Below are 14,184 nucleotides of genomic sequence, written 5' to 3'. Positions count from 1 at the left end.
CCGGGCCGACGGGCCCCGAGCCCACCCACACCTCGCTCACGACCACTCGACAAGGGGACGTCATGGACACCCACGACCCGCACACCCCGGACGCTCCGGCGCCCGGGCGGAGCCTCGGCGGCGTCAGCCGTCGCCGGTTCCTCGGCCTGGCCGGCGGCGCGGCCCTCGTCGCCGGGGTCGGCACCTGGACCGGACGCGTCCTCGCGCCCGAGCAGGTCGCCGCCGCCGCCGATGGTCCACCGAACCTGTACCTCGCCGGTACCGACGGCTGGATCCACCTGCCGCCGACGCCCGCGATCGCGCCGTTCCACCCGGACAACCTCGCGCCGCCGGGCCTGACGACGTACATCTTCGGTTTCCGCAACGTCACCGGCATGACGACGACGCAGCGGCTCAACCAGAAGAACAAGGCACAGCACTCCGCGCCGATGTTCTGGGTCGACCAGTACGACCCGGCCGCGCACAACGAGTTCCGCGTCCAGCTGACGAACCTCGGGCTCGCCCTGAGGCCGGACCTCTTCGACGCGCACACGCTGCACTGGCACGGCTTCCGCAACGTCATCCCGTTCTTCGACGGGGAGCCGTCGGGCTCGGTGTCGGTGCCGGCAGGACGCGAGTTCACGTACGTGTACCGGCCGCGGGAGGCGGGGACCTACATGTTCCACTGCCACGTCGAGGACGTCGAGCACGTGCACATGGGCATGACCGGTCTCGTCTTCGTCCGCCCGTCGCAGAACCGCACCGGCAACGCCGCCGGCGCACCGGTGGCCCGGGTCAACGGTGGCGCCACCGGCGCCCCCATGGGCTACCTCTACAACGACGGGGTCGCGACGTCGAGCCCGGCGTCGACGGCATACGACCGCGAGTTCGCGATGTTCCTGTCGGAGGTGTGGGCCGAGGCCCACTGGGCCGACGCACACATCCAGCTGCCGGAGTGGAGCGACTACCACGCCGACTTCGCCCTCCTCAACGGCCGCGTCTACCCCGACACGGTCGAGGCCAACGGCCCGTCGGTCGATGCCTTCCACACCGTGTCGGGCGAGACCTTCACGGCCGACGGCGACCTCATCCCGCCCGCCGGCCGGTCGGACCTCCAGTACCAGCCGATCTCGTCGCTCGTCCGCTGCAACCAGGGTGAGCGCGTCGCGCTCCGGTTCTCCAACCTCGGGTTCCGCGAGTCGGCCATGACGATCACGGGGATCCGGATGCGGGTCGTCGGCCGAGACGCCACCCCGATGAAGGGCCGTGACGGCACCGACTCGTCGTACGAGACCGACACCCTCAACATCGGGCCGGGTGAGAGCTACGACGTGCTCTTCACCGCTCCGACGAAGACCGGGTCGGGGGCCTACGACACGTACTACCTCTACAACCGCTCCTTCGCGCGGTCGAACAACCTCGCACCCGGCGGCTTCGGTGGACAGACCACCGAGATCCGCGTCTACGCGAGCGGCGTCGGCAGCCAGAGCTACCCGAACGACTGGGGGAACTGAGCCATGAACGCCACATCACTCCGGCGTCGCGGGCAGGCCCTGCGTCGCGTCCTGTCGGTGGCCACGGTCGCCGTCCTCGGGGCGGCCGGCGCAGCCGTCGTCCAGGGAGCGCCGGCAACCGCCGACCCGCCTCCGCGCAACGGCATCGTCTGCACCCCTGGCACGACGTCGACGACGACGAGCGGCACGACCACCGTGACCCAGCGTGTCTTCGACCTGACGACGCGCACCGGCTACATCGACCTGCCGGACGGCAACACCGCCTTCATGTGGGGCTACTCGAGCGGCTTCGACCCGTTCCAGCACCCCGGTCCGGTGCTGTGCGCCCACGCGGGCGAGGTCGTCACCGTGGTCCTGCACAACACGTTCACCGAGGAGACGTCGATCGTCTTCCCCGGCATGGACGGTGTCCTCGCGAACGGCGTCCCGTCCCAGCCGCCCACCAGCGCCGGCCTCATGACGAGCCTCGCACCCGGTGCGGCCGGCGTCTCAGCCGGCAACCCGCCGAGCACGATCAGCTACACCTTCACCGCGAGCCGGGCCGGCACCTACCTCTACGAGTCGGGAACCAACCCGGAGAAGCAGGTGCGGATGGGACTCTTCGGAGCACTCATCGTGCGGCCGTCGACGGGCGACGACTACGCGTACGACAACGCGAGCGACCGCTTCACCGCGTCGGAGGAGTTCATGGTGCTCCTCTCGGAGATCGACCCCTACCAGCACCAGGCGGCCGAGGCGGGCAAGAACTTCAACCTCAACAACTACAAGCCGCGGTACTGGCTCATCAACGGCCGCGGGTACCCCGACAGCATCGCCGACAACGGCGCGTCGTGGCTGCCCAACCAGCCGTACGGGTCGCTCGCGTCGGTCAAGCCGTACCAGCCCGACCCGACCAAGCCGGGATACCACCCGCTGGGCGGCCTCGCGCGCTACCTCAGCGTCGGCAGCGAGGACTACCCGTTCCACCCGCACGGCAACAACGGCCTCGTCGTCGGGCGTGACGGGCACGAGCTGGCCAACGCCGGCAACGACCTGTCCATGGAGAAGTTCGCCATCAACATCGGCCCGGGGCAGACGTGGGACGTGCTCTTCAAGTGGTACGACGCCGAGGGCTACAGCTCGAGCAACCCCGTGGACATCACCGTCCCCGACCTCGCCAACCAGGTCGTCGGCACGTTCTACTCCGGCAGCCCCTACCTGGGCGAGTCGCAGGCACTCCCGCCGGGCGTGCAGACGCTCAACCAGTGCGGCGAGTACTACATCATCAGCCACAACCACGCGCTGTACCAGATCACCTCGTGGGGCGTGACGATGACCGGTCCCATCACGTACATGCGGATCGAACCGCCCAACGCCACGAACTGCGGCTGAGAAGAGGTGACTGAGATGACTACACGAACCCGTGGCAGCCGAGTCGCTGTCCGGTCCCTGCTGGCCGGGGGCGCCCTCACCGCAGCGTGGCTCCTCCTGGGCCCGACGTCGGCGGCACACGCTGCGGACCGGTCGTTCGACCTGTACGCGACGACCGGGACCACCTCGTTCAACGGCGCCTCGGTGGGCGTCTGGGGCTACTCCCCGACCGGAGCCGCCGTCACCGCCCCCGGTGGGCCGGTGCTGACGGTCGACGTCGGCGACGACGTCACGATCCACCTGCACAACCAGCTCGCCGAGCGCACGTCGCTCTACGTCGGCGGCCAGCAGATGGTGCCCGACACCACCGGTGCCGCCGCCGGCACGCCGAAGGACTACACCTTCAAGGCGACCCGGCCGGGGACCTACCTCTACGAGGCGGGCCTCACCGCGAACAACGAGCACCAGGTGGCCATGGGCCTCTACGGCGCGCTCGTCGTCCGTGGCGCCCCGGACGCGACCACCTCGCAGCCGCAGGCGTACGGCGACGCCGCCTCGGCGTACGACACCGACGCGGTCCTCGTGCTCAGCCAGTTCGACCCGGCCATGAGCGCGAGCCCGGCCACGTTCGACATGCGCACCTTCAAGCCGAGGTACTCCCTCGTCAACGGCAAGGTGCACCCGCAGACGGCCCCCATCCCCGCGACCGCGGGCCAGAAGGTGCTGCTGCGCTACGTCAACGCGGGCGTCGACTACCGCTCGATGGGCGTGCTCGGTGCCTCGCAGCACCTCGTCGGGGTCGACGGCAGTCGCCTCAAGAACGGCACCACCGACATCTCGCGCAGCTACGTGGCGGAGACGTTCGGGCCCGGGCAGACGGCCGACGCCGTCGTCACGGCACCGGTCACGAACGGCCGGCTCCCCGTGTACGACGCGAGCCTCGCCCTGCACAACTCGAGCGCGCCGGGCCTCGGGGGCATGCTCACCTCCGTCGTCGTCACGGGCGCGGCGTCCGGTCCGGACACGTCCGGCCCGGTCACCTCGGGCGTGGCCTGGGCCGGTGGCACCGTCACCGCGACCGTCAGCGACGCCACGACGGGCGGTGGCACCGTCGCCGCCGCCGAGGCGCGACTCGACTCCGTCGGCGGGGCACCCGTGACACTCACCGGTGCCTTCGGCTCGCCGACCGCAACGGTCAGCGGACCGGTGGGCATCGCGTCCGGTCAGCACGTCGTGTACGTGCGGGGCCAGGACGCGGCCGGCAACTGGGGTCAGTGGAGCTCGGTGCTCGTCAGCGCCGGCGACGCGACCGGCCCGACGACGAGCGCCGTCGCACTCGCGCCGGCCACGACGAACGGAGCGGTCGACGTCAGCGTCACCGCGACGGCCAACGACACCGCCTCGGGCGGCACCCCGATCGCCGGAGCCGAGTTCACCCTCGACGGCGGCGGCGCCACGGCGATGACGCTCGCGACGCAGGGCACGGTGGCCAGCCTCGAGGGCACCATCCCGGCCACGATCGTCGCGCCGCTGTCCGAGGGCACGCACACCGTCTCGGTGCGCTCGCGCGATGCATCCAACAACTGGGGCGCCCCGGCGACGGCGACGTTCGTCGTCGACAAGACGGGTCCCGCCGCGTCCGGTGTCTCGGTCACCCCTGACCCGAACAACGGGCTCGTCCCGCTCAACCAGTCGACTCCGTCGGTCCGCCTGTCGGCGACCGTGGAGGACACGGCCGGGGGCGCCCAGAGCCCCGTCGTCAAGGCGGAGGCCTTCGTCGACACGCTCGGCCCGCTCGGAGCGGGCATCCCGATGGAGGCGTCGGACGGCGCCTGGTCGTCGACGACCGAGAACGTCTACCTCGACATCCCGCTCGCCACCGTGCGGCAGATGACCGAGGGCGCGCACCACCTCTACGTCCGCGGCAAGGACGCGGCCGGCAACTGGGGCGCGGCGAACTTCGTCGACCTCCACGTCGACAAGACGGGCCCGGTGGTGGCATCGCTGACGCTCTCGCCGAACCCGACCGGCGGCGCGGCCTCCGTGATGGTGACCGGCACGGCGACAGACACCCTGTCGGCACTCGCTGCCGTCGAGTACTTCCGTGGCACCGACCCCGGTGTCGGCAACGGGACGCCCCTCACCGTCTCGCCGGCGGGCGCGATCAGCGGGACGATCGACGCGAACACCTTCAACGAGGGTGCGACCACGCTGTCGTTCCGCGCCAAGGACGCCGCGGGCAACTGGGGCGCCGTCGTCACCCGGACACTCACCGTGTCGGGCCGCCAGCTGTACTACTCCACGGCGGGCAGCTCGAACCCGCCCGGCGTGGGCGGTACGGCCGACGACGCGGACATCTACCGGTTCAACGGCACGGCACACTCCCGGCTCGTCGACATGAGCGGTCTGGGTGTGCCGACGAGCGCGAACGTCGACGGCTACAGCCGTGTGGATGACACGCACTTCTACGTCTCGTTCAGCGGGACCACGAACGTGAGTGGGTTCGGGACCGTCCAGGACGAGGACGTCATCTTCCGCAACGGCACCTCGTGGCAGCTGTTCTTCGACGGCTCGACGCACAACCTCACGGCCAACGTCGACGGCGTCAGCGTCGTCGGATCCGGCGCCTCGCGCGTCCTCTACCTCTCCCTCGCGACGAACACCACGCCGCCCGGAGCGGGTGGGGCGGGCGACGACGCCGACATCTACCGCTGGACCAGCGGCAGCACGTACACCCGGGTCGTCGACGCCTCGACCGTCGGCATCCCGGCCGCGGCGAACGTCGACGGCGTCAAGTACGTCGGCTCGAGCGACTACTACCTGTCGTTCAGCTCGGACGCGTCCGTCACCGGTCTCGGCACCGCCGCCGACGAGGACGTCATCCACCGCACCGGAACGGCGTGGTCGACGTACTTCGACGGCTCGGTGCACGGACTCAACACCTCCACCAACCTGGACGTCGACGCGTTCGACATCCCCTGACCCGAGACGGGCGCCGGCCCTCGAGGCCGGCGCCCCCTCGAAAGGAGCGAGGCGATGACCGCCCAGCCCATCACCGCAGCGGCCCCCCGTGACGGCGACCGTCGTTCCCGCCCCCGGCGGTGGCGTGCCTGGGCGGTCATCGTCCTCGTGCTCACCGTCGCGATCGGGCTCGCGGTGCGGGCCACCGTGAACTCTGCCGCCGACGTCCGCTCGGGCACCGACCTCGTCGACACGCAGCAGTTCGCGGCGTACACCGGCGTCAACCTGACGCTCCTCGGCGTCACGGCCGAGGGCGGCATGATCGAGTTCCGCTACCAGGTGGTCGATCCCGACAAGGCGAGCCTGCTCCTGCACCAGGACGACCGGCGCCCGATCCTCGTCGCCGAGGACTCCGGCGTCACGCTGGCGATGCTCTCGCGACCGCACAACCACAAGGCCGACCTCAAGGCCGGAGGCACCTACTTCTTCATGATGGCGAACACGCGGAACGCCATCCACGACGGCACCAAGGTCACGGTCATCGTCGGCGGCGTCCGGCTCGAGCACGTGGTCGCCCGCGCATGAACTCCCCGGCCCGCCGTTCAGCCACCCCCGCTCGCCGGCGGGCCGGGAGCCCTGCCCCCCGTGTCACCGTCAGTCGTCCGGCGCTGGCCCGCTCTCTCGGGCTGCTCCTGCTCGTCCTGCTCGGGATCGTCGGTGCGGCGGGGGGCGCATCGGCGCACAGCACCCTGGAGCGCTCCGACCCGCCGAACGGCGGCATGGTGGCGAGCAGCCGCACGACGCTGACGCTGTGGTTCGGGGAGCCGATCACGATGGCCACCAGCTCGTTCTCGGTGCGGGGGGACGACCTGTCGGCTCCACCCGTCGCCACGACGTCGACCATCGACGCCGACCACACCGTCGTGCACCTGAGGACCCCGACGCTGGCGAACGGGACGTACACCATCACCTGGGCGGTCGTCGCCGAGGACGGGCACCCGACGCGGGGCACCATCGTCTTCGGGGTCGGGTTCCGGCCCGACGGGGTCCCTGCAGCCGACTCGGCCGCACCGGACGCGGGACAGGTCGCCCTGCGGTTCGCGGACCTCGCCGGCACCCTCGTCGCGATCGGGGCCCTGGCCGTCACCGGTCAGGTGGTCGGCGCCCTCGGCCCGATCGCCGCAGGGCTGCGGCGCCGGGTCCTCGCCATCGGGGCCGTCGGTGCCGCGGTGGCACTCGCCGCCGCCGCCGGGACGGCCATGCTGACGGCACGCACCCAGGCCGGAAGCGCGGACGCCTCGGTGTCGCAGTGGCTGGCGGCGGTGCGCGACGCGCTCCTGGGGAGCTCGTGGGGACTGCTGTGGATCGGGCGGCTGCTCATGCTGGCGGTGGCACTCGTCGGCTTCCTCCTGGCGCTCCGGTCGCCGGCACCCTCCTCCGACGCGGGCCCCGGCCGACGCCTCTCGTGGCTCACGCAGCTGCGGCCTGCCGTCGTGGCCGGAGGTGCGCTCGTCGTGGCGGCCGGGCTCGACGGCTGGGCCGGGCACGCGTCGACCGTGCCGATGCGCTCGACGGTCACAGCCGTCGCCGCGACGCTGCACGTGCTCGCCGCGGGCATCTGGGCCGGGGCGCTGCTCGTGCTCGTGCTCACCGTGGTGCCGCTCATGCGGACGGACCCGGCGACCCGACGGTCGGTCACGCCGGCCGCGTGGCGCGCGTTCAGCCCGATGGCCGCGATCTCGACCGTCGTGCTCGTCGCCACCGGCCTGTACGAGACCGGCCGCCACGTCGAGACCGTCGGTGACGTGACCCGCACGGTCTACGGCACGGCTGTCGTCGCCAAGCTGCTCCTCGTCGCGGTCGCCCTCGCGCTCGCCGGCTACAACACGGTGCTGGTCAACCCGGGCATCGCCTCGCGCGTCGGCCGCGCCCTGCGCCTCGGGTCCCACTGGCGGCCACGCCGGCGCCGGCTGGCCGACACGGTGGCCGTCGAGTCGCTCGTGCTCGCCGTCGCGGTGGCCGTGGCTGCGCTCATGACCTCGGTGCCGACAGCGCGGGAGGTGCGCGCCGCCCAGGCCGTCACCGCCCCGCACAGCGCGACCATCGACGGGCTCTTCGTCACCTTCGAAGCGGTCCCCCTCGGCGCCGACGTGCGACTGACCGTGCGAGTCGGGTCGGTCGTGCGTCCGCAGCCCGCGCCGCCCACGGGCGTCGAGGTCGGCATCGCCGAGGGCACCTCGTCGATGTTGACGACCACCGACGGGCAGCGCGTCGTCCTCACGACGGTCGAGGCAGGTCGGTGGGAAGGCAGCACCGCCGAGCCGACCGCCGCCGACTGGACCGCCGAGGTCGTCGTGCACCGCACGGGCCGGCCCGACTCGGCCGTCCTCGTGCCGTGGTCCTCTCGCTCGGCCGACACCGCCACCCCCCTCGAGCTCGCCGCGAGCGGTATCGCCGTCGCGATGTGCCTGGGGCTCGCGACCGTCGTCGTCATCGTGCGACGACGCCGCACCACCGGCTCCCCCTCCTCCCCCGACAGAGCCGGTGGTGCGGATGGCGGCGACGCCCCTCGCGAGGACCGCGAGGAGCGGGAGCACCCCAGACCGACGCTCGAGGAAGTGAGCACCCGATGACGACCCGCTCGCACACGACCCAGCCACGCCGCGGCCCGGCTCGGGCCCTACGATCAGCCGGGACTGCCGCGGTGCTCGTCGGGCTCGCGGCCGGCGCGCTCGTCGCACCGGCCTCGACGGGCGTGGCGGCACCGCTCGGCACCCACGACCCCGGCCCGTCGGCGAGCACGGGCCGCGCCCGAGTCGTCGTGACGTTGCGCGACGGCACCGACCTCTCCGCCATCCCGAACCTGACTCGGGGCCAGACTCGCGGGCAGCTGCTCTCACGCGTCATCGCGGGGCTGAAGTCCGACACCGCCACGAAGCAGGCACCGCTCAGGGCACGGCTGCGCACGCTGGCCGCGGCCGGGGAGGTGTCGGGCGAGACGCCGCTGTGGGTGACCAACGCGGTCACCGTGACCGCATCGGCCAGGGCCGTGCGCGAGCTCTCCGCCCGTCCCGACGTCCTGAGCGTCACCCCGGACGCCATCACCGTCACGCCGACCTCCGTGCCGGTGGAGCCGAACATCACCGCGCTCGGCGCCCCCGGCATGTGGGCCGCAGGGCAGACCGGACAGGGTGCGGTCGTCGCGATGCTCGACACCGGCGTCGACACCAGCAACCCGGACCTCGCGGCCCGCTGGCGTGGTGGCACGAACAGCTGGTTCGACCCGTACGGACAGCACTCGACACCCACTGACCTCAGCGGACACGGCACCATGACCACCGGTGTCGTCGTCGGCGACCAGGACGCCGGCTCGAGCTACGGCATGGCCCCCGGCGCCTCCTTCATCGCCGCGCGCATCTTCGACGACAGCGGCGCCGCGAGCGCCACGGCGATCCACCAGGCGTTCCAGTGGGTCCTCGACCCTGACCACGACCCCGCCACCGCAGACGCCCCGCAGGTCGTCAACGGATCCTGGGTGCTCGGCAGCGGCCCTGGCTGTGACACCTCGTTCCAGGCCGACGTCGCCGCGCTGGCCGCCGCCGGCATCGTCCCGGTGTTCGCTGCGGGCAACTTCGGCCCGTCGGCGTCCACCAGCGCCAGCCCGGCCAACTACCCCGAGGCCTTCTCGGTAGGGGCCATCACGGCGACGGACAGCATCTGGTCGGCGTCGAGCAACGGCCCGTCGACGTGCGGTGGGCGCACCCGTGTCTTTCCCGACGTCGTCGCACCCGGCGCCAACGTCCTCGTCGCCGACCGCTACGACGGGTACGCGTACGCCAGCGGGACGTCCATCGCGGCCCCGCACGTCGCGGGTGCCCTGGCGTTGCTGCTCGGCGCGCACCGCGGCGCACCCGTGGCCACCCTCGAGGATGCCCTGCGCTCCACCGCCCACGACCTCGGGACCGCCGGCCCCGACGGGCGCTTCGGCTGGGGACGCGTCGACGTGCCCGCCGCGAGCGCCGCCATCTCCGACACCCCACCGCCGCCACCGCCGGCGACACCGGACTTCGCGCTGGCCCTGAACCCGTCGACCGCGTCGGCCCCGGCCGGTGGCACGGCGACCTACGGCGTCACGGTCACCCCGGCCAACGGGTACGCCTCCACGACCTCGCTGTCGGTGTCCGGGCTCCCCGTCGGCGCGTCCGCGTCGTTCAGTCCCGCCACGCTCGGCGCGGGGGCCTGGTCGTCGAGCCTCACCGTCACCACCACGACGTCGCTGGCTCCCGGCAGCTACCCCTTCACCGTGACGGCCGCCCAGAGCGACCCGGGTGGCCTGACGCGCTCGGTCCCCGGCACCCTGACGGTCACCGCAGCCCCCGACTTCACGCTCGTGGCGTCACCGACGAGCCGCACCGTGAAGCGCGGCCAGACCGCGAGCTACCTGCTCACGCTCGCCGCGACCGGTGGGTTCTCCGGCACGGTCACGATGGCGCGGTCGTTCCTGCCGGCCGGCGCCACGTCGACGTGGACCTCCAACCCGGTCATCGTGCCCGGCAGCACCACTCTCAAGGTCAAGCCCGGCAGCACCACCCGCCGTGGCACCTACGCCATCACCGTCACCGGCACCTCCGGCGGACGCACCCACAGCGTCGTGCTGACCCTCGTCGTCACGTAGGCGGCCCGGCCCGACACCGGCGTGCAACCTTTCTGCGGGGTCAGCCGGTCCTGCAGGATGTGACGACAGTGACGGGCACCGACGCGGGGGCGAGCAGCCCCCCGACCGGGCTGCTGACAGGGGGACGCGCCGTGGACCAGGGGTCCTTCGACGACTTCGTGGCGACGCGGTCCACCCGACTGCTGCGGACGGCATACCTCCTCACGCACGACCGCGCCCTCGCGGAGGACCTCGTGCAGACCTCGCTCGCCAAGGCGTGGTTCGCGTGGGGTCGCATCGAGGGCCAGCCCGACGCGTACGTCCGTCGGGTCATGGTCAACACGTACTCGAGCTGGTGGCGGCGCCGCTGGAACGGCGAGGTGGCGACGGAGGAGCTGCCCGAGCGCGCCGCGGGCGCGGGGCACCGTCCCACCGAGGACGGACGCGTGGACGACCGCACCGACCTGTGGCGGGCCCTCGCGCGGCTGCCGAGGCGCCAGCGGGCGGTCGTCGTGCTGCGCTTCTACGAGGACCTGTCCGAGATCGAGACCGCCGAGATCCTGCAGTGCTCGGTCGGCACCGTGAAGAGCCAGGCGAGCCGCGCGCTCGCCAAGCTCCGCATCGACCCCACCCTGAGCCCGACCTCCGACGAGGAGCGTGTCCGATGAACCTCACCGACCTGCGCGACGAGCTGACCACGCACGCCGACGACCTCGGCACCGCCCCCGACTTCTCGGCCGGTGTCGCCGGCCGGGTGCGCACGACCAGGCGCCGCCGCGCCGTGGCGGCCGGCTCGGTCGCGGCTCTCACCGTCGCGGCCCTCACCGTCGGGGTCGTGACCTCGCTCGGCCGACCGGCGCCGACCGTCCCCGCCGGGTCGCCGTCGAGCGCCGCCCCGATGATCGGGGCCGACGGCATGCCGTTCCGCTCCGTCCCCGACGCTCCCGGCGACGTCGTCAAGGACGGCCTGCGCTACCGGGCCGAGGTCGCGGACGACACCCTCGTCGCCGGCTTCATCGGTGACCGTGGCCAGGGGCAGTTCTCGCTGCTCTGGGAGCCCACGACGACGCACGTGTCCGTGGGCGCGGAGTGCTGGCTGCCGGGCCTGACCGCCGAGAAGGCCTCGGCATACATGGTCAGCGTCAGTCTCCGGGGGACCCCGGGGTTCTTCGGCAGCTCGTGCACAGGTGGCCGACCGCAGCTGCGCGACCTGCCCGCCGGGGGGACCGTCCCCGGCGAGCCGGGCCAGGGCTGGTCCGAGCTCACGGTGGGCCGCGCCGCCTCCGTCCGCATCCAGCTCGTCGACGCGACGACGAACAAGCCGGCCGCGGTCGACGGTGCCCAGCTGACCGGCGCCATCTACGAGCTCGGTCCCCAGGCGACGATGAAGGACCTGTCCGGCAAGCCCGTGGCAGCCATCCCCGAGGTGCGCGAGCACGCCGGCTACAGGTACCGCCTGACGGCATCGGTGGCCGGGCCACTCGATGTCGCCGGTGCGCCCCAGGAGACAGCGGCCCCGGCGAGCGGGCCGTTCCTCGTCACCTACGGCACCGCCGCCACTGGCTCCCCCCGCCGCGAACCGGCCTACTTCCAGCTCGAGGGTCTTGTCGGTGAGCAGACACAGACGCAGGAAGGCGGCTCGGAGACCACGGCCCAACGCTCGGGAGACGGTCGCCCGCTCCGACTCGAGGTCGCCGAAGGGTCGGCGCCGCCGGGCGGCACGGGCTACATCGCCATCTACACCCCCGAGCCCTGACCCACCCCGGGCGCGGGGTCAACCAACAGGCTCCACCCACCGAGACGGCGCGCAGACGCCGGAACCCGGGGTTCGAGCCTGTTGGTTGACCCGGCGGGGGGCTACTAAGGCCCCCGATGCGTCGGCCTGATGTATCGCAGCGATATATCTGCGTGTATGGTGAAGGCGTGCCGAAGTCCGAACGCCCCCAGAGCCGCCGCGCCGCGCTGCTCGAGTTCGCGGTCCTCGGCCTGCTCCACGACGGCCCGCTGCACGGCTACGAGCTGCGCAAGCGCCTCACCACCGCGCTCGGCATCTTCCGCGCGCTGTCCTACGGCTCGCTCTACCCGGCGCTGCGCCACCTCGTCGACTCCGGCTGGATCCACGAGACCACGGAGGCCGCGACCGGCAGCAGCAAGCGCCCCCGCATCACCTACGAGCTGACGGCCGACGGCAAGGAGCACTTCCAGGACCTCGTCGCGGCCAGCGGCCCCGACGCCTGGGACGACGACGACTTCGACGTCCGCTTCGCCTTCTTCTCCCGCACCGAGGCGCAGGTCCGCCTCCGCATCCTCGAGGGCCGGCGCTCCCGGCTCGAGGAGCGCCTCGCCAACATCCGCGACGCCTCGCAGGCCCGCCGCGAGCGGATGGACAGCTACACCCTCGCCCTCCAGCAGCACGGCGAGGAGCGCGCCGAGCGCGAGGTGCGCTGGCTCGAGGAGCTCATCGTCGCCGAACGCCGCGCCGCCCTCGACCCGGGCCCGGCGGCATACGACGAGCCCGCGGCACCGGCCACCACAGACACCACCACCCCCCAGAGCACGACCACCAACAACAAGGAGTGATCCATGGGATCCGTACGCGTCGCCATCGTCGGCGTCGGCAACTGCGCGAGCTCGCTCGTGCAGGGCGTCGAGTACTACAAGGACGCCGACCCGACCACCGGTGTCCCCGGCCTCATGCACGTCAAGTTCGGCGAGTACCACGTCTCTGACGTCGAGTTCGTCGCCGCGTTCGACGTCGACGACAAGAAGGTCGGCAAGGACCTGTCCGAGGCCATCAACGCCTCGGAGAACAACACCATCAAGATCGCCGACGTCCCCACGACGGGCGTCGAGGTCCAGCGCGGCCACACGCTCGACGGTCTCGGCAAGTACTACCGCCAGACGATCGACGAGTCGGGTGCCGAGCCGGTCGACGTCGTGCAGGTCCTCAAGGACCGCAAGGTCGACGTCCTCGTCTCCTACCTCCCGGTGGGCTCCGAGCAGGCCGACAAGTTCTACGCCCAGTGCGCCATCGACGCGAAGGTCGCCTTCGTCAACGCCCTGCCGGTCTTCATCGCCTCCGACCCCGAGTGGGCCGCGAAGTTCGAGGCCGCCGGCGTACCGATCATCGGCGACGACATCAAGAGCCAGGTCGGCGCGACGATCACGCACCGCGTCATGGCCAAGCTCTTCGAGGACCGCGGTGTCGTGCTCGACCGGACGTACCAGCTCAACGTCGGCGGCAACATGGACTTCAAGAACATGCTCGAGCGCGAGCGCCTCGAGTCCAAGAAGGTCTCCAAGACGCAGGCCGTCACGAGCAACCTGACCGGCCCGCTCTCGGGTCTCGTCGACAGCAAGAACGTCCACATCGGCCCGTCCGACTACGTCGCGTGGCTCGACGACCGCAAGTGGGCCTACGTGCGCCTCGAGGGTCGCGCCTTCGGTGACGTGCCGCTGAACCTCGAGTACAAGCTCGAGGTGTGGGACTCCCCCAACTCGGCCGGCATCATCATCGACGCCATCCGTGCAGCGAAGATCGCCAAGGACCGTGGCATCGGCGGCGCCCTGCTGTCCGCCTCGTCCTACCTCATGAAGTCCCCGCCGGAGCAGCGCCCGGACGACCTCGGTCGCGCCAAGCTCGAGGCCTTCATCGCAGGCACCGAGGAGCGCTGACCCTCCGGTCACGACCGCACGATCCGGTATGCCGTGAGGCCCCCTTCCGTC

Annotated in this window: 10 protein-coding genes; all 10 read left to right on the top strand. The window is 72.0% G+C overall.

Annotated elements, in window-relative coordinates:
• Positions 1–62 precede the first annotated feature (62 nt).
• The 10 genes from ACSQ2D_RS00365 (at position 63) to ACSQ2D_RS00320 (ending at position 14,133) form a co-directional block, all read left to right on the top strand.
• Complete coding sequence (locus tag ACSQ2D_RS00365; protein ID WP_435984033.1) at positions 63–1,493, top strand: multicopper oxidase domain-containing protein; 1,431 nt, start codon at positions 63–65, stop codon at positions 1,491–1,493.
• 3 nt (positions 1,494–1,496) lie between these two features.
• Positions 1,497–2,864, top strand: coding sequence for a multicopper oxidase domain-containing protein (locus tag ACSQ2D_RS00360; protein WP_435984032.1), 1,368 nt, complete (start codon positions 1,497–1,499; stop codon positions 2,862–2,864).
• Between the two features lie 15 nt (positions 2,865–2,879).
• Complete coding sequence (locus tag ACSQ2D_RS00355; protein WP_435984031.1) at positions 2,880–5,825, top strand: multicopper oxidase domain-containing protein; 2,946 nt, start codon at positions 2,880–2,882, stop codon at positions 5,823–5,825.
• Between the two features lie 54 nt (positions 5,826–5,879).
• Positions 5,880–6,389 (top strand): hypothetical protein, encoded by a 510-nt coding sequence (locus tag ACSQ2D_RS00350; protein ID WP_435984030.1) that lies wholly within the window; start codon positions 5,880–5,882, stop codon positions 6,387–6,389.
• Positions 6,386–8,437, top strand: a complete 2,052-nt coding sequence (locus ACSQ2D_RS00345) for a copper resistance CopC/CopD family protein (RefSeq protein WP_435984029.1) — start codon at positions 6,386–6,388, stop codon at positions 8,435–8,437. The genes ACSQ2D_RS00350 and ACSQ2D_RS00345 overlap by 4 nt, the downstream gene beginning before the upstream one ends.
• Positions 8,434–10,479 (top strand): S8 family serine peptidase, encoded by a 2,046-nt coding sequence (locus ACSQ2D_RS00340; RefSeq protein WP_435984028.1) that lies wholly within the window; start codon positions 8,434–8,436, stop codon positions 10,477–10,479. The genes ACSQ2D_RS00345 and ACSQ2D_RS00340 overlap by 4 nt, the downstream gene beginning before the upstream one ends.
• A 131-nt stretch (positions 10,480–10,610) precedes the next feature.
• Positions 10,611–11,126, top strand: a complete 516-nt coding sequence (locus tag ACSQ2D_RS00335) for a SigE family RNA polymerase sigma factor (protein WP_435984027.1) — start codon at positions 10,611–10,613, stop codon at positions 11,124–11,126.
• Positions 11,123–12,214 carry a hypothetical protein gene (locus ACSQ2D_RS00330; RefSeq protein ID WP_435984026.1) on the top strand — a complete coding sequence of 364 codons (1,092 nt, stop codon included), beginning with the start codon at positions 11,123–11,125 and terminating at the stop codon, positions 12,212–12,214. The genes ACSQ2D_RS00335 and ACSQ2D_RS00330 overlap by 4 nt, the downstream gene beginning before the upstream one ends.
• A 167-nt stretch (positions 12,215–12,381) precedes the next feature.
• Positions 12,382–13,038 (top strand): PadR family transcriptional regulator, encoded by a 657-nt coding sequence (locus ACSQ2D_RS00325; protein ID WP_435984025.1) that lies wholly within the window; start codon positions 12,382–12,384, stop codon positions 13,036–13,038.
• A gap of 3 nt (positions 13,039–13,041) precedes the next feature.
• Positions 13,042–14,133: an inositol-3-phosphate synthase gene (locus ACSQ2D_RS00320; RefSeq protein WP_435984024.1), complete on the top strand. Its 1,092-nt coding sequence runs from the start codon at positions 13,042–13,044 to the stop codon at positions 14,131–14,133.
• The last annotated feature ends 51 nt before the right edge of the window (positions 14,134–14,184 follow it).

The sequence above is a fragment of the Terrabacter sp. LjRoot27 genome (assembly GCF_964254175.1).
Taxonomy (GTDB): domain Bacteria; phylum Actinomycetota; class Actinomycetes; order Actinomycetales; family Dermatophilaceae; genus Terrabacter.
The sequence above is the reverse complement of the archived record's forward strand: the minus strand, read 5'-3'. Positions and strand labels throughout refer to the sequence as shown.